The organism is Anaerotignum sp. (genome assembly GCF_040307045.1).
GTDB lineage: Bacteria > Bacillota > Clostridia > Lachnospirales > Anaerotignaceae > Chakrabartyella.
Window position 1 is genome coordinate 33799 of record NZ_JAWRKF010000020.1, and the last position, 20722, is coordinate 54520.

22 protein-coding genes and 1 other annotated feature are annotated in these 20722 nt (G+C 42.3%); of the genes, 21 read left to right on the plus strand and 1 reads right to left on the minus strand.

Annotated elements, in window-relative coordinates:
* Window positions 1-44 precede the first annotated feature (44 nt).
* From ABVZ64_RS10235 to ftsW, 5 genes are all read left to right on the plus strand, one after another.
* Window positions 45-1499 carry a UDP-N-acetylmuramoyl-L-alanyl-D-glutamate--2,6-diaminopimelate ligase gene (locus ABVZ64_RS10235; RefSeq protein WP_352400914.1) on the plus strand — a complete coding sequence of 485 codons (1455 nt, stop codon included), beginning with the start codon at window positions 45-47 and terminating at the stop codon, window positions 1497-1499.
* Window positions 1496-2881: a UDP-N-acetylmuramoyl-tripeptide--D-alanyl-D-alanine ligase gene (locus tag ABVZ64_RS10240; RefSeq protein WP_352400915.1), complete on the plus strand. Its 1386-nt coding sequence runs from the start codon at window positions 1496-1498 to the stop codon at window positions 2879-2881. Before ABVZ64_RS10235 ends, ABVZ64_RS10240 begins: the two co-directional genes overlap by 4 nt.
* A gap of 1 nt (window position 2882) precedes the next feature.
* Complete coding sequence (mraY, locus tag ABVZ64_RS10245) at window positions 2883-3869, plus strand: phospho-N-acetylmuramoyl-pentapeptide-transferase (RefSeq protein ID WP_502892595.1); 987 nt, start codon at window positions 2883-2885, stop codon at window positions 3867-3869.
* 282 nt (window positions 3870-4151) lie between these two features.
* Window positions 4152-5513 carry a UDP-N-acetylmuramoyl-L-alanine--D-glutamate ligase gene (gene murD, locus ABVZ64_RS10250; protein ID WP_352400916.1) on the plus strand — a complete coding sequence of 454 codons (1362 nt, stop codon included), beginning with the start codon at window positions 4152-4154 and terminating at the stop codon, window positions 5511-5513.
* Between the two features lie 207 nt (window positions 5514-5720).
* Window positions 5721-6860: a putative lipid II flippase FtsW gene (gene ftsW, locus ABVZ64_RS10255; RefSeq protein ID WP_352400917.1), complete on the plus strand. Its 1140-nt coding sequence runs from the start codon at window positions 5721-5723 to the stop codon at window positions 6858-6860.
* Window positions 6861-6976: 116 nt separating this feature from the next.
* Here the strand turns inward: ftsW and ABVZ64_RS10260 are convergent, their stop codons facing one another.
* Window positions 6977-7801, minus strand: a complete 825-nt coding sequence (locus tag ABVZ64_RS10260; RefSeq protein ID WP_352400918.1) for a chemotaxis protein CheW — start codon at window positions 7799-7801, stop codon at window positions 6977-6979.
* 254 nt (window positions 7802-8055) lie between these two features.
* Window positions 8056-8279, plus strand: a binding site (T-box leader).
* 341 nt (window positions 8280-8620) lie between these two features.
* Here ABVZ64_RS10260 and ABVZ64_RS10265 point away from each other — a divergent pair.
* From ABVZ64_RS10265 to ABVZ64_RS10340, 16 genes are all read left to right on the plus strand, one after another.
* On the plus strand, window positions 8621-11254 hold the full coding sequence (locus tag ABVZ64_RS10265) for a valine--tRNA ligase (RefSeq protein WP_352400919.1): 2634 nt from the start codon (window positions 8621-8623) through the stop codon (window positions 11252-11254).
* 535 nt (window positions 11255-11789) lie between these two features.
* Window positions 11790-11948 carry a hypothetical protein gene (locus tag ABVZ64_RS10270; RefSeq protein ID WP_352400920.1) on the plus strand — a complete coding sequence of 53 codons (159 nt, stop codon included), beginning with the start codon at window positions 11790-11792 and terminating at the stop codon, window positions 11946-11948.
* A 343-nt stretch (window positions 11949-12291) separates the two neighbouring features.
* Window positions 12292-12447 carry a hypothetical protein gene (locus ABVZ64_RS10275; RefSeq protein WP_313525221.1) on the plus strand — a complete coding sequence of 52 codons (156 nt, stop codon included), beginning with the start codon at window positions 12292-12294 and terminating at the stop codon, window positions 12445-12447.
* Window positions 12448-12810: 363 nt separating this feature from the next.
* Window positions 12811-13260 (plus strand): terminase small subunit, encoded by a 450-nt coding sequence (locus tag ABVZ64_RS10280; protein WP_352400921.1) that lies wholly within the window; start codon window positions 12811-12813, stop codon window positions 13258-13260.
* A complete protein-coding gene (locus tag ABVZ64_RS10285) occupies window positions 13244-14464 on the plus strand; it encodes a terminase large subunit domain-containing protein (protein WP_352400922.1) in 1221 nt (406 codons plus the stop codon). Before ABVZ64_RS10280 ends, ABVZ64_RS10285 begins: the two co-directional genes overlap by 17 nt.
* A complete protein-coding gene (locus ABVZ64_RS10290; RefSeq protein ID WP_352400923.1) occupies window positions 14454-15734 on the plus strand; it encodes a phage portal protein in 1281 nt (426 codons plus the stop codon). The genes ABVZ64_RS10285 and ABVZ64_RS10290 overlap by 11 nt, the downstream gene beginning before the upstream one ends.
* Window positions 15735-15984: 250 nt before the next feature.
* The gene (locus ABVZ64_RS10295) at window positions 15985-16533 is read left to right on the plus strand and encodes a hypothetical protein (protein WP_352400924.1); all 549 of its coding nucleotides are present in this window, start codon (window positions 15985-15987) and stop codon (window positions 16531-16533) included.
* Between the two features lie 15 nt (window positions 16534-16548).
* Window positions 16549-17421 (plus strand): hypothetical protein, encoded by an 873-nt coding sequence (locus ABVZ64_RS10300; RefSeq protein WP_352400925.1) that lies wholly within the window; start codon window positions 16549-16551, stop codon window positions 17419-17421.
* Between the two features lie 8 nt (window positions 17422-17429).
* Window positions 17430-17657, plus strand: a complete 228-nt coding sequence (locus tag ABVZ64_RS10305) for a hypothetical protein (protein ID WP_352400926.1) — start codon at window positions 17430-17432, stop codon at window positions 17655-17657.
* A gap of 17 nt (window positions 17658-17674) precedes the next feature.
* Entirely contained in the window at window positions 17675-18025 is a 351-nt protein-coding gene (locus ABVZ64_RS10310) for a head-tail connector protein (protein ID WP_352400927.1), read from the plus strand.
* A gap of 2 nt (window positions 18026-18027) precedes the next feature.
* Window positions 18028-18393, plus strand: a complete 366-nt coding sequence (locus tag ABVZ64_RS10315; RefSeq protein WP_352400928.1) for a DUF6751 family protein — start codon at window positions 18028-18030, stop codon at window positions 18391-18393.
* On the plus strand, window positions 18390-18788 hold the full coding sequence (locus ABVZ64_RS10320; RefSeq protein ID WP_352400929.1) for a minor capsid protein: 399 nt from the start codon (window positions 18390-18392) through the stop codon (window positions 18786-18788). The genes ABVZ64_RS10315 and ABVZ64_RS10320 overlap by 4 nt, the downstream gene beginning before the upstream one ends.
* Window positions 18778-19218, plus strand: a complete 441-nt coding sequence (locus tag ABVZ64_RS10325) for a hypothetical protein (protein WP_352400930.1) — start codon at window positions 18778-18780, stop codon at window positions 19216-19218. Before ABVZ64_RS10320 ends, ABVZ64_RS10325 begins: the two co-directional genes overlap by 11 nt.
* Entirely contained in the window at window positions 19215-19709 is a 495-nt protein-coding gene (locus ABVZ64_RS10330) for a hypothetical protein (protein WP_352400931.1), read from the plus strand. The genes ABVZ64_RS10325 and ABVZ64_RS10330 overlap by 4 nt, the downstream gene beginning before the upstream one ends.
* 30 nt (window positions 19710-19739) lie before the next feature.
* Window positions 19740-20114: a hypothetical protein gene (locus ABVZ64_RS10335; RefSeq protein WP_352400932.1), complete on the plus strand. Its 375-nt coding sequence runs from the start codon at window positions 19740-19742 to the stop codon at window positions 20112-20114.
* The gene (locus tag ABVZ64_RS10340) at window positions 20111-20710 is read left to right on the plus strand and encodes a bacteriophage Gp15 family protein (RefSeq protein WP_352400933.1); all 600 of its coding nucleotides are present in this window, start codon (window positions 20111-20113) and stop codon (window positions 20708-20710) included. Before ABVZ64_RS10335 ends, ABVZ64_RS10340 begins: the two co-directional genes overlap by 4 nt.
* Window positions 20711-20722 lie beyond the last annotated feature (12 nt).

The window sequence follows — 20722 nt, forward strand, 5'->3', positions numbered from 1 at the left end:
GTGAAGGGTTGTTCATCGTTTTTTAACCAAAGGAGGAAACAGCCATGGAATTGAAAAAGCTGTTAGACGGGATTTCTTATGAAGTTTTGCAAGGAGACCCTGCCATGGAAGTAATGAGTATTGCATATGACTCCCGAAAGGTAACCCCGGGAGCTGTTTTTGTGTGTGTCAGAGGGTTTCAGGCTGATGGACATAAATTTGCACCTATGGCTGAGAAGCAGGGTGCTGTAGCTGTGATTTGCGAGAGAATGCCCCAAGGAATTGGGTCGGAAATTACTGTGATTCAAGTGAAAAATAGCCGCGAGGCATTGGCCCTCATGGCGGTACAATATTATGATGACCCGTCAAAAAAAATGCAGGTGGTGGGTGTGACAGGAACAAACGGCAAAACCACGACCACATACTTGATGAAGTCTGTGCTGGACCGTATGGGTAAGAATGTTGGCGTTGTGGGTACCATTGAAAACCGAATTGGTGATAAGGTACTGCATACTGAAAGAACTACCCCAGAGTCAAAAGAATTACAAGAATTATTAAACACAATGGTGGAGGAGGATGTTACCCATGTGGTGATGGAGGTTTCCTCCCACTCCTTGGATTTGCATAGAGTGGATGGCATTCAATATGAAATTGGGATATTTACAAACTTAACCCAAGATCATTTGGATTATCACAAAACAATGGAAAACTATAAACTTGCCAAAGGAAAATTATTTGAAAGAGCCAAAAAAAGTGTCATCAATTTGGATGATGCTGCTGGCGAATTTATGAAAGACAGAGCAAAGGGGCAGGTTTTGACCTTTGCAGTTGAGAAAGAGGCGGACCTAAAAGCCAACGAAATTACCATAACTGCCCAGGGGACAGAATTTTTCTTGCCTTGGCAGGGGAAGGAATACCATGTGCATTTAACTACACCTGGCAGATTTAGCGTGTATAACGCTTTGGGTGCCATTGGCGCTTGTCTTTTATTAGGGATTCCTATGGAAGAAATCATTGCTGGCTTGGAGGAAAACCACGGCGTTGCCGGCCGTTTTCAAGCGGTTCGCAGCAAAAAAGGATATCAGGCAGTGGTGGATTATGCCCACACCCCTGATGGTTTGGACAATATATTAAAAACTGCCAGAGAATTTGCTACGGGTAGGATTATTACCATTTTTGGCTGTGGTGGCGACAGGGACAAAACCAAACGCCCTATTATGGGAGAAATTGCAGGCAAAGGTTCCGACTATTGCATCATTACCTCTGACAACCCAAGAACAGAAAATCCCCTGACGATTTTGAATGAGGTTGAAGCAGGCGTGGTGAAAACCCATTGTCTTTACGAAAAGATTGCAGATAGGCGTGAGGCAATTTTGCAAGGGGCAAAAATGGCAAAGGCAGGGGATGTGATCATTATCGCTGGGAAGGGCCATGAGAATTATCAGATTTTTAAGGATTGTACCATTCACTTTGACGATATGGAAGAAATACGAAAGGCTTTTGGTGAGGATTGCTTATGAAAAATATGACTATTGGAGAAATTATTCGGGCAACAGGGGCACAGGTAATTGCCGTCGACGGACTGGAAGAAGTTTTGGATCGAACCATTTCCCACATCACCCAAGATTCCAGAGAGGTAACAAGCAACAGCTTATTTTTGGCCATCCAAGGGGAACGATTGGACGGACATGAGTTTATTGGGGACTGCTTTGCAAAAGGCGTTGCCGCTTGTTTATCTTCCCAAGTGATCGTACCAAAAAACGGCAGTGTGCTACTTTTGGTGCCTGATGTAAAGAAAGCGTTGCTAAAGCTAGCGGCTCATTATAGAAATAAATTTAAAATTCCTTTTATTGGAATTACAGGCAGTGTTGGTAAAACAACAACAAAAGACATGGTAGCCTCTGTGTTGGGGCAAAAGTATGATGTACTTTGGACACAGGGCAACTACAACAATGACATTGGAGTACCTTTGACTTTATTTCGTTTGGAGGACCATCATCAGTTAGCCGTTATTGAAATGGGTATGAACCATTTTGGAGAAATCCATGCCTTGGCGGAGGTGGTTCGCCCTCAGCTGGGACTAATTTCTAACATAGGGGTTGCCCACATCGAATACTTAGGCAGCAGAGAAGGCATTATGCAGGCAAAATGCGAAATGTTTGACTTTATGCCAGAGGATGGTGTGGCAGTTTTAAATGCTGACAACGATATGTTGATTACATTGGAGGGGAGACTTCCCCAAAAGTTACGTTGGTTTGGTGTGGAAAATAAAAAGGACGTTTATGCAGATCACCTTGAGCTGTTGGGTATGGAGAAAACAAAATGCAGTGTGCATACACCCCTGGGTTCTTTCGACACAGTGATTCCAATACCGGGTGAGCATATGGTTTTGAATGCCCTTTCCGCAGTTGCTGTGGGCCTTGAAATGGGCTTGAGCCTTGAGGAGATGAAGGCAGGAATTGAAAATTTTGTACCAACAAAAAACAGAATGAATGTAATGAAGCTTGACAACGGAATGACAATTTTGAATGACGTTTATAACGCAAATCCTGTATCCATGAAGGCATCGCTAGATATCCTTTCAAATGCTCAGGGGAGAAAGGTTGCCATTTTAGGCTTTATGGGGGAACTGGGAGAGTTTGCACCCAAAATGCACGAAGAAGTGGGGGCTTATGCGGCTGAAAAAGATATTGATTTATTATTCTGCGTGGGTAAGCTCAGTGATAAAATGGTGCAAGGGGCAAAAGACGGGGGCTTAAAAGAGGTTTACCGTTTTGATAATCAAGAAGAATTTTGGAATGATGGGTTGGCAATGCTAAAAAAGGGAGATGCTATTTTGGTAAAGGCATCCAGAAGTATGGCCTTTGAGAAAACCGTAGAAAAAATACAGGGAGTGAACTAAAGTGGGGTCTTTGGAACAGGCAGTATACGCAATTATCATATCGTTTGTGGTGGGGGTTATCCTTTGTCCAGTTATGATTCCGATGCTGCACAGATTAAAATTTGGACAAAATGTAAGGGATGATGGGCCCCAGAGCCACTTATTAAAACAGGGCACGCCTACTATGGGTGGTATTGCCTTTTTAATCGCTTTTGCCGTTGCTGCCGCCTTTTTTATGAAAGGAAACGCCGATGGCACGGTAATTTTATTGGTTACCGTTTGCTATGGAATTATCGGGTTTTTGGACGATTATATTAAAGTTGTGAAAAAGCGTTCTTTAGGTCTTAGAGCAATGCAGAAAATTTTGCTTCAGCTGATTGTGACAGGTGGCTTTTGTTGGTACATTTACAAAAGCGGCATTGGTACAGCGGTGTATATTCCTTTTGCAAAGGGAGCAACCATAGACTTGGGTATTCTTTTTATTCCATTTTTATTTGTTGCAGTTTTAGGAACGGTAAATGGTGTTAACTTGACGGATGGGCTGGATGGTTTGGCTGGCGGAGTTACATTGATTATTGCTGCCTTTTTTGCCATTGTTGCATGGGCCTCTGGCAGTACGGTTGCCCCTGTTTGTGGTGCAATTATCGGCGGGCTATTGGCATTTTTGATTTTTAACTCCTATCCTGCCAAGGTCTTTATGGGGGATACGGGTTCTCTTGCCTTGGGCGGATTTGTGGCGGCAACAGCCTTTATTTTGAAAATGCCCATCTTTATTTTGATTGTTGGGTTTATTTATCTTTTAGAATCCATCAGCACCATGCTTCAGGTTGGGTATTTTAAACTGACAAAACGGAAATTTGGGGCAGGGAAAAGATTATTTAAAATGGCACCTTTTCACCACCATTTGGAGCAAAGCGGATGGAGAGAGACAAAGGTTGTAACTTTATTTTATGTAGCCACAGCCATGCTTTGTCTGATTGGATTTTTGGGATGCAAAAATATTTTCTAAGATACAGTTTGCTTCATGAAAAGGGAATGTAAAACCTGTTTTTCAAAGGAACATGAGGTTGATCTTCTTGAATGGTAACGCCAGAGTGAGGCTCATTTCCCCAAAATGGGTACACATGGACTTCAGGGTTTGAAATGTCATTTTTCTTCTTGATCAAACAGGGAGATGACTTTCAGAAAGGATGTTTGGTGAAGCGGCCACACATTATGTTTGCATACATTATTTTGTTAGGGTTTTTAGGCGATTTTTTGCCTAGAATCTGGGAGAAAGAGGGAATCTAAGTTGAAATACAGGGACAAAAGGGTTTTGGTTTGCGGTATGGCCAAAAGTGGCATTTCCGCTGCCAAGCTTTTAAATAGAATTGGAGCAAAGGTTACATTGCAGGATATGAAAAAGCGGGAGGAAATCCAAGAGCCTCAGCTATTGGAAAAAGAAGGGATATCCTTGTTTTTAGGGGCAAACCCCGATGAAATTATTTTAGATCAGGATTTGATTGTGTTAAGTCCTGGGATTCCTTGTGACCTTCCTTTTATTTTAAAGGCCGAGGCCCAAGGGGTGCCTGTTATCAGTGAGGTGGAGTTGGCCTATAGCTTAACCCCTTGCCCTGTAACAGCAATCACAGGAACCAATGGGAAAACCACCACAACAACCCTTGTTGGTCAGATCATGCATGCAGTGAAGCCAAACACAGCTGTGGTGGGCAACATTGGGGTTTCTTATAGCGGTGAAGTGGAGCGATTGACAAAAGATGACTGGGTGGTGGCGGAAATTAGCAGTTTCCAGATGGAAAAGGCAAAGAGTTTCAGCCCATATATCAGCGCAGTTTTGAATATCTCCCCTGACCATTTGAACCGACATAAAACCATGGAAAACTATATTGCCATGAAAGAGCGCATATTTGAAAAGCAGGTTGAAGGGGATTTTTGCATCCTAAATTATAGCGACCAGGTATGCCGAAAAATGGCGAATAAAACAAAGGCCAAAATATTTTTCTTTAGCAGTAAGGAACCTTTAGCAGAGGGGATTTTTTTGGATGGGGATATGATCCGAGTTCGTTGGAATGGCATTAATGAGGACTTGGTTTCTATTCATGGGTTACAAGTTTTAGGGGTTCATAATTACGAAAACGTGATGGCAGCGGCGGCTATGGCCATTGCAGCCAAGGTGCCCACGGAAGTGATTCGAGATGTTTTAAAAAAATTTAATGGTGTGGAACACAGAATTGAGTATGTTACTACCGTTGACGGCGTAGATTATTATAATGACTCTAAAGGTACCAACACTGATGCGTCTATTCGTGCTGTTCTAGCAATGAGAAAGCCCATTGTTTTAATTGGCGGGGGTTACGACAAAGGGGTATCTTTTGATGATTGGACGAAGCTTTTTTGCGGCAGGGTAAAGCACCTTGTGTTGATTGGTGTAACAGCCCAACAAATTAAGGAGTCGGCAGAGAAATTTGGCTTTTGGGACATATCGATTTGCCAGACTTTTGAAGAAGCGGTAAACCTTTGCAAAGAAAAGGCTGATGAAGGAGATTGTGTTTTGCTTTCGCCTGCTTGTGCAAGCTGGGGGATGTTTGATAATTATGAGCAGCGAGGAGATATGTTTAAAGAGCAGGTAAGAAGCTTTGAAAAGCAAAAGTGATTGCCCACTTTCTGGCCAATAAATAGCCAAAGTTTTGAGGTTTGTTGCTATTGCCAAAGGGAAAAAGAGATTAGGGGATAAAAAGATTACAGGATAAAAAGGGTTCAAGGATGAAATTCCTTTCGGTGTTTGAGGCAGAGCCTCAAGGTCTTTCAAGAACACAGCCTCAGGGCTTTTAGATTGAAATTAAATGAACGGAGTGAGGAAATGGGAAGAGGTAATAGCCAAAGAAAGGCGACAACTGCAAAAAGAAAACGAATCAAGCCCGATTCCTTCGACTTTACCATTCTGTTTGTGGTATTGACCCTAATGTTGTTTGGTGTGGTAATGATTTTTAGTGCCAGTTATTATACAACAATGACTAGTGCAAAATATAACTACGATATGTTCTATTTTTTAAAGCGCCAGAGCATTTGGGTGGTTTTAGGTACGGTGGCGATGGTGTTTTGCATGAATATTCCCTACAACTTTTGGAGACGATTTGCTTCATTGGCATATTGGCTCTCAAACTTTTTCTTGATTCTGTTGCCCTTTATTGGGATTGAGGCCGGTGGACAGAAACGCTGGCTGGGTATTGGTATGCTCCAGTTTCAGCCATCTGAGTTTACCAAGCTGGCACTGGTACTTTATTTATCTCACTACATTATTAACAATCGGCAGGAGCTGGCCAACTTAAAAGGGTTTTTAAAGGCATTAATGGTTTTAGCACTGCCCGTAGGACTCATTGCAATTTCCAACTTCTCATCGGCATTATTGATTTTGCTGATGGGGCTTACCATGCTTTTTATCGGTAGCCCGAAAATTTGGTATTTCGTTGTTGCTGCTGCGGGCATGATACCAGCGGCGATTCTGGCCATTGTTGTTTTTCCCTATCGACTTAGTCGTATTAAGGTTTGGCTTGACCCTTGGTCTGACCCAACAAATAAAGGGTTCCAAACCATACAGGGTCTTTATGCGGTGGCCTCAGGTGGCATTTTTGGCTTAGGGCTGGGGCAAAGCCGTCAGAAAACTTTCGTGCCTGAATCTCACAATGATATTATTTTTGCTATAATTTGTGAGGAGCTTGGGCTCATTGGTGCGGCACTGGTGATTATCCTTTTTGCAGTTTTGATTTGGCGGGGGGTAAAGGTGGCTATGAATGCCAAAGATACATATGGAACGCTCATGGCTACGGGAATTGTTTCGGTAATTGCCTTTCAAGCTATTATTAATATCGGCGTTGTTACCAACACCATACCCAATACGGGTCAACCGCTGCCCTTTATTAGCTATGGTGGTACGTCACTGCTGTTTTTGACAATTTTGATTGGGTTGCTTTTAAATATATCCAGGTATCAAAAAGAATAGAAAACTGAACGGCACAGAGCATTCTAAAATTAGGGCTTGTGCTGTTTTTTTTGCATCAAAAAAAGTCCCTTTTATGACAGGGACTTTTACTGTTAGATCGCTTTTCCTTTTATGGTTTACAGGCTAAAAATACCGTCCATATCCAACACAAGGAGGGTGGCATCGGAGCCTTGTTTCTCCCCGATATGGGAAAGAACCTGAGGCCCACTAGTATTCATACAGCTTGCAGGCAACTCTTTTAGGGAAAGGGGCTCTACTGACAGAACTTCATCCACAAGCAAGCCCAAAAGGACATTTTGCTTATCCTGCACAATGACACACATGGTTCTGGTGTTATCTCGGAAAACCATTTTGGCTTGATCCAAAAGGCCAACGACGATTTTCATATATGTATGGGCGTCTTCCTTTAGTTCCTCACGCAGACATTTTTCTCTCTCACAGTCATCACATTCCCGTGGGCATTCAAATGCCAAATGAGCGGTATGATGCAATTTTTTGTGGGGTTCATCAATTTTTCTTAGGTGAAAAGCAATGGTTTGATTGTCTGTTTCGTAGGTATCGTACCATTTGCCAAAGGCACATTTATGGGGATCTGTTGCAAGATGAAAGGGTTCTTCGTTTTCAAGGCACCGCTCCATTTCATGTACCCAATGGATATGATCATTCTTCCTTTGCTCTAACATCTCATCAAAGGCCATTTGTTCTGCTTCTAGGGTTTTTAACCCCAAAGCTGCCCGAAGGTTTATGAGTGGGATAACTCTGCCTCTAGAATGAATGATGCCAGGCTTTACCTCATTGCTTTCAGGTAACACGCTGATTTTTTCTTCTAAAACAGAAATAGATTCAACGAAGGTGCTTTCCATAGCATAGAGTTGTGATCCCAGTTTCATTGTGAGCCATAAATTGTTGTTGTCCTTCAAAGCATCTAATTGATTCATCATATGCTTAATTCCTTTCTGATACATACACAGGTCATTATATTAATTTAATACTACACCAAATTTCCAAAATATTCAACTGAAATGATTATTTGAAGCGGAATCAGCAGATTTTATGTATACTGTTTTTGAAAAATGGGATGAAAACGTGAAAATATTTCAAATTGGACAAAAGATAGCTTTTTTTTGGAGGTTTTGAAAAAAATACACTTGACAAAATTAGTAGAATTGACTAAAATCTTGTGATATAGAGACTGCGAAAGACAGTGAAAAAGAGGAGTATGCATCACATCATTGACAGAGAGAAAGGGTCATCGGCTGAAAGCCCTTTTCAAAATAAGATGCAGAAGGTAGCTTTTGAGTTGTTTTGCCGAAGGGATTTTTCTGGGTAGGCAAAAACGGTTAACCCCGTTATCGGTTATTGAGTGTCTGCAGATTTTAAGCAGAAATAAAGGTGGTACCGCGAGCTTTCGTCCTTTTTTGGATGGAAGCTTTTTTTTTGTTTTTGATTTGATTTTCATTTCGGGGGGATTAAAAACACACATTGTGGAGATAAATCCCGTGGGATGAAAAGATAAACGGCAGGTTTATAAGGGGTATTTCTTACCCAATGCCTTGGTGCTTGGCGGAGGGTATTGGGTAGGAAGTATACACCCTATGAAAAAAAATGACCATTGGTGAAAACGCCGCTGTAAGCCTAGAAAAAGGCATAAAGTCATATGGGCTGTGGTTTCAAAATAAAACGAAAGTTTAGGTTGCGTCACAAAATTAGGAAGGTTTGAACCAAGGAAAACCAGATAAAAATTTAGGAGGAGAAAGCTTATGAAAGAATTGGCTAAGAATTTTGATCCGGCTATCGTAGAAGAAAAGCTTTACGAAAGATGGATGGAGAAAAAATATTTTCACACAGAGGTAGACAAGAGCAAAAAGCCTTTCTGTATTGTTATGCCACCCCCCAACATTACAGGACAGTTGCATATGGGGCATGCTCTGGATAACACCATGCAGGATATTTTGATCCGTTGGAAAAGAATGGCGGGCTTTAACGCATTATGGGTTCCAGGTATTGACCATGCAAGTATTTCCACTGAATTAAAAGTAGTTCAGAAAATGGCTTCTGAAGGCCTGACAAAGGAAGATGTTGGTCGTGAGGGCTTCTTAGATCGTGCTTGGGCTTGGAAAGAAGAATACGGCGGTATTATTTTGAACCAGCTACGCAAATTAGGCTGTTCCTGCGACTGGGACAGAGTCCGTTTTACCATGGATGAGGGTTGTTCTGACGCTGTATTGGAAGTGTTTTGCCGTTTGTATGAAAAAGGCTACATCTACCGCGGCGAAAAGATCATCAACTGGTGCCCCCAGTGTCAAACTACAATTTCTGATGCAGAAGTAAACCATGTGGACACAGCAGGCCACTTCTATCATATAGATTACCCTGTTGTTGGTTCAGACGAAAAACTGCGTTTGGCAACCACTAGACCTGAAACAATGATTGGTGATACCGCTGTTGCCGTTCACCCTGAAGATGAAAGATATCAGCATTTAATCGGCAAGATGTGTATATTGCCTTTGATCAACAAAGAAATCCCCATTATTGCAGATGAATATGTTGACCGTGAGTTTGGTACAGGTGTTGTTAAAATTACACCAGCTCATGATCCCAACGACTTTGAAGTTGGTTTACGTCATGATTTGCCCCGCATTTGCGTTATGAATGACGATGGTACAATGAATGAATTGGCTGGGGAATACGCAGGAATGGATCGTTACGAGTGCAGAAAAGCAATTGTTGCCAAGCTGAAAGAAGAAGGCTATTTGGTGCGGATTGAGGACATTACCCATGCCGTTGGCTGCCACGAGCGCTGCAATGTTGCCATCGAACCTATGATTAAATTGCAGTGGTTTGTGAAGATGGAAGAAATGGCAAAGCCTGCTATGCAAGTGTATGAAAATCATAAGGTTCGATTTGTTCCTGATCGTTTTGGTAAAGTTTATATGCACTGGTTGGAAAATATCCGTGACTGGTGTATTTCCCGTCAGCTTTGGTGGGGTCACCGCATTCCTGCCTACTATTGCGCAGATTGCGGCCATATTACCGTAGACAAAAACACGCCTCATAAGTGCGAAAAGTGTGGTTCTGAAAACATCAAGCAGGATGAGGATACATTGGATACATGGTTCAGCTCTGCATTGTGGCCTTTCTCCACATTGGGCTGGCCTGAAAATACGGAAGAAATGCAGCATTTCTACCCTACAAGCACATTGGTAACAGGGTATGACATTATTTTCTTCTGGGTTATCAGAATGGTATTTAGCGGTTTGGAGCAGATTGGCGAAATTCCTTTCCATGACGTTTTGATCCACGGTTTGATTCGTGATGACCAGGGTCGTAAGTTCTCCAAATCATTGGGCAACGGCATTGATCCATTGGAAGTTATTGCAAACTACGGTGCTGACCCCTTACGTTTGATGTTGATTACAGGGAATGCACCTGGTAATGACATGCGTTTCTATTGGGAAAGATTGGACAATTGCAGAAACTTTAGCAATAAAATTTGGAATGCTACCCGCTTCGTAATGATGAACTTGGATGAGAAAGAAGAGACAAAGCTGTTAATGCTGACTTCCGCAGACAAGTGGATCCTTTCTAAGGTTAACACACTGGCCAAAGATGTTACCGAAAACATGGAACACTACGACTTGGGCTTGGCAGCACAGAAGGTTTATGACTTCCTTTGGGATGAATTCTGCGACTGGTATATTGAAATGGTAAAACCTCGTTTATACAACAAGGAAGACCAAACAAGAGAGGCTGCTCTTTGGACATTAAAAACAGTTTTGATTCATGCATTGAAGATGTTGCATCCATTCATGCCTTATATCACAGAGGAATTATTTATGCATATTCAGGATGCGGAAGAAAGCATTATGATTTCCGAATGGCCTGTGTATAAAGAAGAATGGAACTACAAAGAGAATGAAATGGAAATTGACGCAATCAAAGAGGCGGTACGCAATATCCGGAATATCCGTGCAGAGATGAATGTTGCACCTTCCAAGAAGGTTCAGGTTTTCGTTGTTTCTGAAAACGAGGAGGTTCGTCATATTTTTGAACACGCCAAGGTATTCTTTAGAACATTGGCTTATGCCAGCGAAGTAATGGTTCAGAGTGATTGTGATGGCATTGGTGAGGATGCGGTTTCCGTTGTTATTACGAATGCAACCATCTATATGCCTTTGGCTGAGCTGGTGGATATTTCCAAGGAAATTGAGCGTTTGGAAAAAGAACGTGAAAAAATGGTGAGTGAAATTCAGAGAGTTGAAAAGAAACTTGCAAATCAAGGCTTCGTTGCCAAAGCACCTCAATCTTTGATTGATGAAGAAAAGGCAAAGGGAGAAAAATACAAAGCAATTTTGGATCAGGTGGAAGAACGTTTGACACAGATGAAGAAATGATAAATTAAAACAAAGAAGGCGATAACCTTGAACGGGTTATTGCCTTTTTTGTTTGGAAAAGATTGAGGCGTTTGAAATATTAGATTATAAATTATGTAAATCTGTGTTTAAAATTTTCATTAGAAGTAGCAATGAGATACAAAGAGAAAAGTACAGTAAAAGGTATTAAAAGACATTTTTATTGAGAAAAAGTGGTTGATAAGACGTAAAAAATGATGATTGTGCGTGATTATTTCTTTTTTACCATTGTTTGATTTTTGGACAAAATAATGGGTATATAAAAATTATGGTTAAGTTAAAAATAATAAAAACCACGGTCTATGATTCCTAGGAATGGGGATAAAAGGATACAGCAGAAGGGCGGGGAAACCAATTGTTTTGGAAAAAAGAAAAATGAAACACCTTTGGTTTTGAGAAAAGACATAAATCAGAAACCAATGGTTTTTGGAAAAGCGGAATAACAGAAACCAATGGTTTTTGAAAAAGCGAGAGAACAGAAACCAATGGTTTTTGAAAAAACAAAAAGGAAAAACCTATGGTTCTAGAAAAGCAGAGAGAGAAAAAACCTAATGTAAATGTAAATGATAATGTAAATGAAAATGATAATGTAAATGAAAATATAAATGCTAATGGGAATGTAAAGGGGGAGAGAAAAAGAAAAAAAGAAAAAGAACCCCCCCACACATTCCCCTGAGCGTTTTGGGAGGAATAGGGAAGATTTGGACCAAAGGGACCAAGAAGTGTGATACAGTGATGGAGTGAAAGGGTGGAGGAGTGGAAACGGGGAAATGAAATTTTGAAATCAAAAAACACAGGGTTTGGACAAAGGGGACCAAGAGGTGTGATACAGTGATGGAGTGGAGGAGTGGAAACGGGGAAATGAAATTTTGAAAACAAAAAAACAAGGTTTGGACAAAGGGGACCAAGAAGTGTGATACAGTGATGGAGTGGAAACTGTTGGTAATGGAAAGGCTTTGGAAAAATTTTTCTCGTATAGCCAGGGGGATTTACGGAAAACTATTTTTGAGGTGAAAAAAATGGCTAAAGCTGGTATGAGACGGCCAAACCCTGAAGAACCTCATGGAACAGAAAGCAACCACAAAGCTAAGTTCAAAAAGAACGATGCGCCCCCTGTTCCTGAGATTCAGGGAAAGGCAAAGCACGGACACGAAAAAGCGGGAAGAATCAATTAACATTCTCAACGAATTTTTCATTGGCGTAGGAAATAAGACAAAAAAGTTCTGAGGTGATTCTTGTGGACAAAACCCGAAAAAGACAACAAGAACAGAGAAGTAAAAACAAGTTTAACAATGAGACAAACTCTCAAAAAGTACAAAATCAAAACGAAACCCATAATTCCATCAAGGAAGGTATGGGGCCAAACACCAAAAGATAAAGAAAAAGGCATCCACAGAGTGGGTGTCTTTTTTTATGGAATGGGCAGAGGGTTGAACTTTCGACCTTGTGATTTGAAATTTTGAATTCATACCAGTTTTTAGACATGGGATGAAAAGATACAAGGAGGAATAAATTGCAAAGGAAAGGTGGTGGTTTTGATGTCTAAAAGCAGCAGAACGGGTTTGCCCCACTTTGAAAGCAAAGAGCAAGTGGAAAAGCTAGTGCATTGTTATTTTGAGGGGTGCAAGGGCGAAATCCTTAGGGATGAATACGGCAGCGTGGTTTATCAAAAAAGTGGTGAGCCAACTTGGATTGGAGTGCGGCCGCCCACTGTTGCCAACCTTGCTGCAGCCCTTGGATTTTTATCTCGGCAAGACTTTTTAAACTATAACGGGAAGTATGTAGAGCCCATTGCAAAAGCCAGGTTGTTGTTGGAAGGATATGTGGAGCAACGCTTATATGACAAAGATGGATTACAAGGGGCAAAATTCACACTGATTAACAATTTTCAGGGATGGGCAGACAAAACAAAGGAGGATTTTGATTCACAGATTTATGAGAAGTTGGATGGAATTTTGGAGGGGATAAACAATGCAGCTAAGCAGTAAGCAAAAGGAGTACTGGAATAATGCCAACTGCCGCTGGAACATTAAGTCGGGGGCAACACGTTCGGGCAAAACTTTTTTGGATTATTACATGATACCCAGAAGAATTCGGGCGGCAAGGGGCAAGGATGGCCTTGTGGTGATCTTGGGGAACACAAAAGGAACCTTGCAGCGAAACATCATTGAGCCATTACAAAAAATTTTCACACCTGCCCTTGTTTCGGATATACGGACGGATAATACGGCTATGCTTTTTGGCGAGAAGTGTTACTGCTTGGGAGCGGACAAGGAAAATCAGGTGGACAGAATTCGTGGGGCTAGCATCAAATATTGCTATGGGGATGAGGTGGTGACGTGGCACGAGGGGGTTTTTCATATGTTGAAAAGTCGATTGGACAAGGCTTATAGCTGTTTTGATGGAACTTGCAACCCAGAGAGTCCTAACCATTGGTTTTATAAATTTTTGCAAAGTGATGCTGATATTTACTTACAAAACTACACCTTAGAGGATAACCCATTTTTGAGTATGACCTTTGTGGAAAACTTGAAAAAGGAATATAAGGGGACGGTTTTGTATGATCGTTACATCTTAGGGAAGTGGGCCTTGGCTGAAGGGCTTATTTACAGGGAGTTTGCTGATAATCCTGAAAAGTTTATGGTGGATAAAAAGGATTTGCCAAAGGGGTTTGATTATATTGGCATTGGCCATGACTTTGGTGGAAACAAGTCGAACCACGCTTTTGTGGCCACGGGGATTTCCTTTGACAATCATATGTACAAGCTTCGGGCAAAAAGCATTGTTGCCACAGGAATGGGGTTTCTGGCTTTGGAGAGGGAGTTTACAGATTTTGTGGAAGGCGTTATCCGGGATTATGGATACCCCAATGGCGTGTATTGTGACAGTGCAGAGCAAACCATGATCAACAGTTATCGCCAGCATACCCCATACCCCATTTACAACAGCATTAAGCGACCTATAAACGATAGGATCCGTTGCACGCTATTGCTAATGGGAGGGGAGAGATATCACATTGTGCGGGGGGAGTGCGATGACCTTGTGAAGGGTCTTGCGACGGCGGTTTGGGATAGTCAGGTTTTGGTGGACAAGCGATTGGACAACGGAACCAGTGACATAGACATTTTGGATGCCGATGAATATAGCTTTGAATATAACATTTACAGATTGGTGGGGAATTATGATGCTTAGAACGGTTTGGGAATATATTTTACAGATTTTTGGGGTGACAAAGACCAACACCACAGATGAACAACTACAGGAAAACATGGGTTTTACCCAGAAATATGAAGCAAATACAGAAATCAACTTTACAGCCATTTTTGCCAATAAGCTTTCCACCCTTGCCATTAGCCAAAGCACTGCTGATGTGGTGGGAAATAACTGCAGAGTGGTTTTTCTGGATGAATGCCTTGGGGATGTTTGGGGCAGGATGAAGGGGGTAATTTCTAGAATGCTGGGAACAGGGGGCTGTCTGATTGTACCATATGTACGCCACGGCAGAATTCAATTTGACATTCTATCTCAGGAGCGTATGGTTATTCACGAAAAACGGGGGAATTGCATTACTAGAGCTACGGTTTTGGCGGATAGCGTGAAGCATGGGCAAAGGCAGTATTACAGATGGACGGATTATCAGGTGGTGGGGGGCAACCTATACATAACAAACAAGGTCACCGATCAGTGGGGCAACCTTGCCTTTTTAGACCAGTGGGCAGATATTGAAGATAAAGCCATTAGCCAGGTGGATCGGGTGCTTTTTTCCTATTTTCAGTCGCCGGTGGATAATCGTAGGTTTCGTGATGAGTATGGTGTGCCCATTACGTATGGCTGTGATGGATTGATGGAAGAAATTTTTAACTGCTTTGAACAGATTCGAGATGAGTATAGGCTAAAAGAGGTAAAGATTTTTGCTGACGAGAGGATGTTTCAAAAGGATGGCAAAACGGGGAAATATCGTATGCCCAGCAAAGTATTTTTCGCCGCCCATGGCAAAGAAAATGGGGACATGATTGAAGTTTTCAGCCCTGAAATTCGCCACAGCAGTTATTATGAGAGGTTGCAACATTTATTTGGGCTTTTGGAAAAAAGCATTGGGACAAGCAAAGGGATTTTGACTGCACCAGAGACAAGAGGGGCAACGGCCACAGAAATTAAGGCAGGACTTTATGATACCTACGCTATGATTGGGGACATTCGCCTTAGGGTGGAGCAGGGGGTGAGGGATTACCTTTATGCTTGCAATGTGCTTGCCAATTATTATGAATTGGCACCCCTTGGAGCGTATGGTGTTAGCTTTGACTGGTCTTATGAGATGATTGAAAGCAGCAGTGAAAGCTGGGGGCAGCTGAAGGATGCCTTAGAGCTAGGCGTTAAAAGCAAGGTGGAGCTTAGACAATGGCTTAACCCAAACGAAACGGCGGATGAGGCAAAGAAGGTTTTAGAGGAGATTAAAATGTAAACCCTTTCAAAGGGAAGTCATCATGATACAAAGTCAGGGGCTATGGGTTTTTAAGGGGCTTTTTGGGGTGGCTTTTGGAGGAGGAATATCTTCGTCTTTGGGCAATAGACGTAAAACAGGCCTTTTTTTGATTCAAAACTACCCGTACCCAGGGATGAAATGGGTGGCTTGCAACCGGGACTGGCCGGAAAAAAAGGAAAGAGCTTACATCACTAATACAACAAAAGCAAATTTGAAAGGAGACAGGAAGATGGAGTGGTTGAAGGAAGTTTTAAAAGGTTTGCAAAATGCACAGGAATTGGAAAAGAAAATTACCGAGGGGATTGGCAAAAATTTTGTTGCCAGGTCAGATTTTAACGCATTAAACAGCACCCAAAAGAGCCTTGAAGGCCAGGTTTTGCAATTACAAGAGGAAAGTGCAAAAGAAGGGAATTTGAAACAAAGGTTGGAAGATCTGGAGAGAAAAATTGCGCTGGGAAAAGAGGATGCCATGAGAAAAGAAAGGGAGGCGGCACAAGATGCCTACCTAAAAAAGCGTTTTGATGAGGTGGTTGGCGAGAACCAGTGGAGGGATGCTTTGACAGAAAAAGGGGTTTTTGACCAGTTTAAAACGGCTATCTCCTTGGAGGTAAACAGGGGAAAAGAGGATGGGGTGATTTTTGAGGAATTAACCAAGGACAAAAATTACTTTTTGAACCCAAACAGACCCGTGGATATGCTGGGGATGGGACATGTGAGCATGACAAAAATGGAAGAAAACAAAATGAGAGGGTTAATGGGATTGTCTTTGAAGGACTGAGAGGAGAGAGGCATTATGGCAAATAGCATTGCATTGGCAAAAAACTATACAAACTTAATCGACGAAGTTTACAAAACAACTTCGGTTACAGCAGATTTAATCAGCGATAGCAACATGATGAAGGCTGGGGGCAACGGAAATGAAATTTTGTACCCCCAAATCAACGTATCGGGCTTAGGCAACTACGACAGAAACAGTGGTTATACCAACGGCTCCGTGGATGTAGTTTGGAAAACGGCTGTATTTAACTACGACAGGGGCACAAAGCTTTCCATTGATTCCATGGACGATGAGGAAACATTCCAGGTTGCCTTTCATATGGCAGGGGCCACATTACAAAGGGAAAAGGTTGCCCCAGAGGCCGATGCATTTACCTTTGCAACCTTAGCAGGAACCACAGGTATTTCTAAAGCAACGCCAGGTACTTATGGAACCGCCGAGGCTTTTTTGGAGGCGCTGATGGTGGCAAAAAGCAAAATGGATGAGGATGAAGTACCTGAGGAGGGCAGATTTTTGTATGCAACCCACGCTCTTTTAAACAGTGTTATGGCTTTAGATACAACAAAATCAAAGGAGGTTTTAACCAGCTTTGAGGTGGTTCGCAAAGTGCCCCAAAGCCGTTTTTATACTGCCATTGAACTTTTGGATGGCAAAACAAACGGCGAGGAATTGGGACATTACAAAAAAGCTGCCGAGGGCAAGGATATCAACTTTATGATTGTACATAAAGGTGCTGTGATTAAGTTTGATAAGCACGTTGTGGGCAATGTGATTGACCCCGCAGGCAACCCTGACGCCGACAGCTATATTGTAAAATACCGCAAGTATGGCATTGTTGATGTTTATAAAAATAAAGTGGCAGGAATTTACTTGTCTCACAAGGCATAAGGGGGTGTATGATGATGGCAAAAATAGTAGGCATGGGATCAAAGACTGAAAAAGAGGAAGGAGTTACGCTTTTTGAGAAAGAAAAGAAAAACGATAGGGCAGAGATCGATAAGCTGCGAAAAGAAAAGATAAAAATCCTTGAGGAAAACAAAAAGCTGAAAAAAGAATTGGCGATGTGGATAAAACCCCAGGAAGAGCAGAAAGAAACTTTGATACAGGCGGATACGCTTGAATAAGAAAGGGGGTATAGGCAATGGCTTATGCAACCTATGAATTTTACAGGGACAGCTATGGGGGAGATTCGATCTCCCTAGCTGAGTTTTCTCGTTTTGCTAGGAGGGCTTCCGAATATATCGATATGGTGACTTTTGGGCGGGCCGTACAGTATCCCGATGACAATGACGCATTGAAAAGGGCTTGTTGCGCTGTGGCTGAAGCTTACAAAATAAACGAAGAGGGTGGTGGCATTGTGGCAGAAAGTGTGGGAAAAATCACCAGAAACTATGCGGCCAGTGTGACCAATACGCCCACGCAGGAGGAACGTCTTGGCACAGCTGTTTCCATCCATTTGTTGGCCACTGGACTTTTGTATTTGGGGGTGTAGGAATGAAAGGCAATGACGTGTGCACGGTGTTTAACAAAATATACGACCCCATTTACCGCAAATATATTTTTCAGCCTACAGTGGTAGAGGGGGTTTTTTGGCAGGAGAAAGTGGAAGCAAGAAATACCCAGGAGGGGCTTCATGAGGCCAATGAGGTTCATATTTTTATTCCGTTTATGGCGAAGGCTCAGCGCAGCTTTGCAAAATTGGAGAAATTTGGAGAGAATCCAACGGCACACTTTACCCTGCTACCCGAGGATAAAATTATGAATGGGGTTTCTTCGGGGATAAGCCTTACCATTGTATCTGTTAGCACTTTTGATTATGGCAGCAAAGGCTTAAAACACTGGGAGGTGGTGGCAAAGTGAGTTTTTCGGTGGGATTTGACGATTTGAATAAGCTGAAAAAAAAGCATGGACTTGGTATGGATGGCAGAATACAGCGATACATTGACCAAGAGGTTGTACGCCACCTAGCTCCTTTTACCCCCATGGATACGGGGGCACTGGCAAATAGTGTTTACGCCTATCAGGGGGAGGTGGTTTATCGGGTGCCTTATGCCAAGTATTTATATTACGGCAAAGTAATGGTTAGCCCCAAAAATGGTTCACCTTGGGCAAAAAGGGGAGAGGAAAAGGTTTTAACCAAGAGGTCATTGCAATTTCAAGGGGCACCCATGCGTGGCGCATATTGGTTTTTACGGATGAAAGCCCAGTGCGCAGAGAAAATTTTGAAAGGGGCAGGGAAATCCAATGGAAAATAAAAGTTTGACCCAGCAAATACGAGAATATTTATTTTCTTGCCCATTTTTAAAGGATGGGGTAATTCATGTGGATTACCTTGGCATTCGCCCTAGCGAATACAGCATTGACGGTGTTCCCGGTAAGAAAGAGGTGAAGGCATACATTGACGGCAGTGCCTTATGCCAGTTTGTGTTCACCTTTGGTAGTGTGGAGGAGTATGGCTCTGATGTGGAAACCAATCTAGCCAACAGTGGGTTTTATGAAAATTTTGCCCTTTGGCTTCGTGAAAAAACTAGAAAAAAGGAGCTTCCCTGCTTGGGAGCAAAGCGGCAAGCTCTGGCCATAGAGGCGGAGGGCGAGGGCTATGTGATTGACACCAGGGAGAACATGGCAAGGTATCAGATACAATGCCGATTGATTTATTTTGAGAAAGGGGAAGAAGGAATATGATGAATGAAACAGTGATGAGACATCAAATTGCAGACTATTTGAATACAGGCCACAATGGCACCCCGAGCTTTGCTCTTATGGGGGTGGGGTTTAATACATTAGATGAAAATCCAAACGCACAAACCGATGGGAAAACCTATATCCATCAAAAGGCACAAACAAGCCAGATTAAAAACTATCAGGCACAGTTCCCGTTTGATACGGACTTGATCGCTTCCCAGGAGGCCGTGATGGCTCTATACAACATTGGCAGAAACCAAAAAACTGGCTCTGAGGCAGAAATGGAGTATGTGCGGGTGGAATTGTTTCAGCCCCACGAAACACTGGAAAATACCTTCTTGGCAAGAAAATTTAAAGTTGCTGTAGCAGTAACGGGGATTTCCGGGGTGGGCGGTGAAAGTGTAAAAGTGACGGGAACGCTACATGGTGTAGGTGATCCTGTTTATGGTTCATTTAACACCACAACAAAGGCATTTATCATAAACCCATAATGCAACTTCGGACAAAGGGGGATTTTTTTTATGAGCACGTTTCAAAAAAGGGAAACCATGAGAGAGCTAAGGATTTTGGGAAAATGGTATTCTGTGGATTTTGGCAAAGACAGCATCGCCCTTACTTTAAGAAGAGTGCAAGAGAAGCTGGAAGAAATTGAGAAAAAGGAAAGAGGATCTTTGGGGCAGGCACAGCTTTTTACACAGATGATGGAGGAAGAAAAGGCATTGCTGAAAGAAGCTATTGGGGAGATATTGGGTGATGGCCAAGATATTAGCCATATTTTTGAAACAGATGATACTGCCGTTATGCACAGAGATGTGTACACCTTCTTGGTGGAGGAATATATCCAGGTGATGCGAGGATACTCGCCTTACGACTTAGAAAGGATTGAAGGGCTATGAACCTTTTCATTGACCATTTGCCCCAAAAAATAACCATTGAGGATAGGGACTATCCCATTCGGTGGGACTTTCGGGTGGGGATTTTGTATGAATTGTTGATGCTGGATGAGGACGTGAAAGGGGCTGAAAAGCCCCTTCTTGCCTTGCGTCTATTTTATGTGGAGATTCCACAAAATTGGAAAATGGCATTAGAGGCAATTCAATGGTTTTACCGTGGGGGGGAGGATGAGAAATCTTGTTTCAATAAAAGAGGCATCACCAAAAAGCAAGAGCGAATTTATTCCTTTGAGCAGGATGCACCCTATATTTACAGTGCGTTTTTGGAGCAATATCATATGGATTTGACGGAGGTTTGGCAGCTGCATTGGTGGAAATTTCGGGCATTGTTTCAAGGGCTTCGGGACGATACGGTGTTTTCTAGAATTATGGGCTATCGTGCTATGGAAATTTCTGAAAGCATGGGAAAGGAACAAAAGGAATTTTACCGCAGGATGAAAGAGATTTACCGTTTGCCCATGGGAAAAGGGGAGGAAGAAAAACTTGCAGCCATTGAGCAAGCCCTTATGTCTGGAGGGGATTTGACAGGGCTATTATAAGGGTTCAAATGG

Bases quoted from the DNA above. Each gene is read 5' to 3' on its own strand.
- ABVZ64_RS10285 (WP_352400922.1), top strand. From the start codon at position 13,244: ATGCAGCTAAGCAGTAAGCAAAAGGAGTACTGGAATAATGCCAACTGC.
- ABVZ64_RS10300 (WP_352400925.1), top strand. From the start codon at position 16,549: ATGGCAAATAGCATTGCATTGGCAAAAAACTATACAAACTTAATCGAC.
- ABVZ64_RS10340 (WP_352400933.1), top strand. From the start codon at position 20,111: ATGAACCTTTTCATTGACCATTTGCCCCAAAAAATAACCATTGAGGAT.
- ABVZ64_RS10330 (WP_352400931.1), top strand. From the start codon at position 19,215: ATGATGAATGAAACAGTGATGAGACATCAAATTGCAGACTATTTGAAT.
- ABVZ64_RS10325 (WP_352400930.1), top strand. From the start codon at position 18,778: ATGGAAAATAAAAGTTTGACCCAGCAAATACGAGAATATTTATTTTCT.
- ABVZ64_RS10315 (WP_352400928.1), top strand. From the start codon at position 18,028: ATGAAAGGCAATGACGTGTGCACGGTGTTTAACAAAATATACGACCCC.
- ABVZ64_RS10240 (WP_352400915.1), top strand. From the start codon at position 1,496: ATGAAAAATATGACTATTGGAGAAATTATTCGGGCAACAGGGGCACAG.
- ABVZ64_RS10275 (WP_313525221.1), top strand. From the start codon at position 12,292: ATGGCTAAAGCTGGTATGAGACGGCCAAACCCTGAAGAACCTCATGGA.
- ABVZ64_RS10280 (WP_352400921.1), top strand. From the start codon at position 12,811: ATGTCTAAAAGCAGCAGAACGGGTTTGCCCCACTTTGAAAGCAAAGAG.
- ABVZ64_RS10310 (WP_352400927.1), top strand. From the start codon at position 17,675: ATGGCTTATGCAACCTATGAATTTTACAGGGACAGCTATGGGGGAGAT.
- ABVZ64_RS10235 (WP_352400914.1), top strand. From the start codon at position 45: ATGGAATTGAAAAAGCTGTTAGACGGGATTTCTTATGAAGTTTTGCAA.
- ABVZ64_RS10335 (WP_352400932.1), top strand. From the start codon at position 19,740: ATGAGCACGTTTCAAAAAAGGGAAACCATGAGAGAGCTAAGGATTTTG.
- ABVZ64_RS10260 (WP_352400918.1), bottom strand. From the start codon at position 7,801: ATGATGAATCAATTAGATGCTTTGAAGGACAACAACAATTTATGGCTC.
- ABVZ64_RS10295 (WP_352400924.1), top strand. From the start codon at position 15,985: ATGGAGTGGTTGAAGGAAGTTTTAAAAGGTTTGCAAAATGCACAGGAA.
- ABVZ64_RS10265 (WP_352400919.1), top strand. From the start codon at position 8,621: ATGAAAGAATTGGCTAAGAATTTTGATCCGGCTATCGTAGAAGAAAAG.
- ABVZ64_RS10290 (WP_352400923.1), top strand. From the start codon at position 14,454: ATGATGCTTAGAACGGTTTGGGAATATATTTTACAGATTTTTGGGGTG.
- ABVZ64_RS10270 (WP_352400920.1), top strand. From the start codon at position 11,790: ATGGTTCTAGAAAAGCAGAGAGAGAAAAAACCTAATGTAAATGTAAAT.
- ftsW (WP_352400917.1), top strand. From the start codon at position 5,721: ATGGGAAGAGGTAATAGCCAAAGAAAGGCGACAACTGCAAAAAGAAAA.
- ABVZ64_RS10305 (WP_352400926.1), top strand. From the start codon at position 17,430: ATGATGATGGCAAAAATAGTAGGCATGGGATCAAAGACTGAAAAAGAG.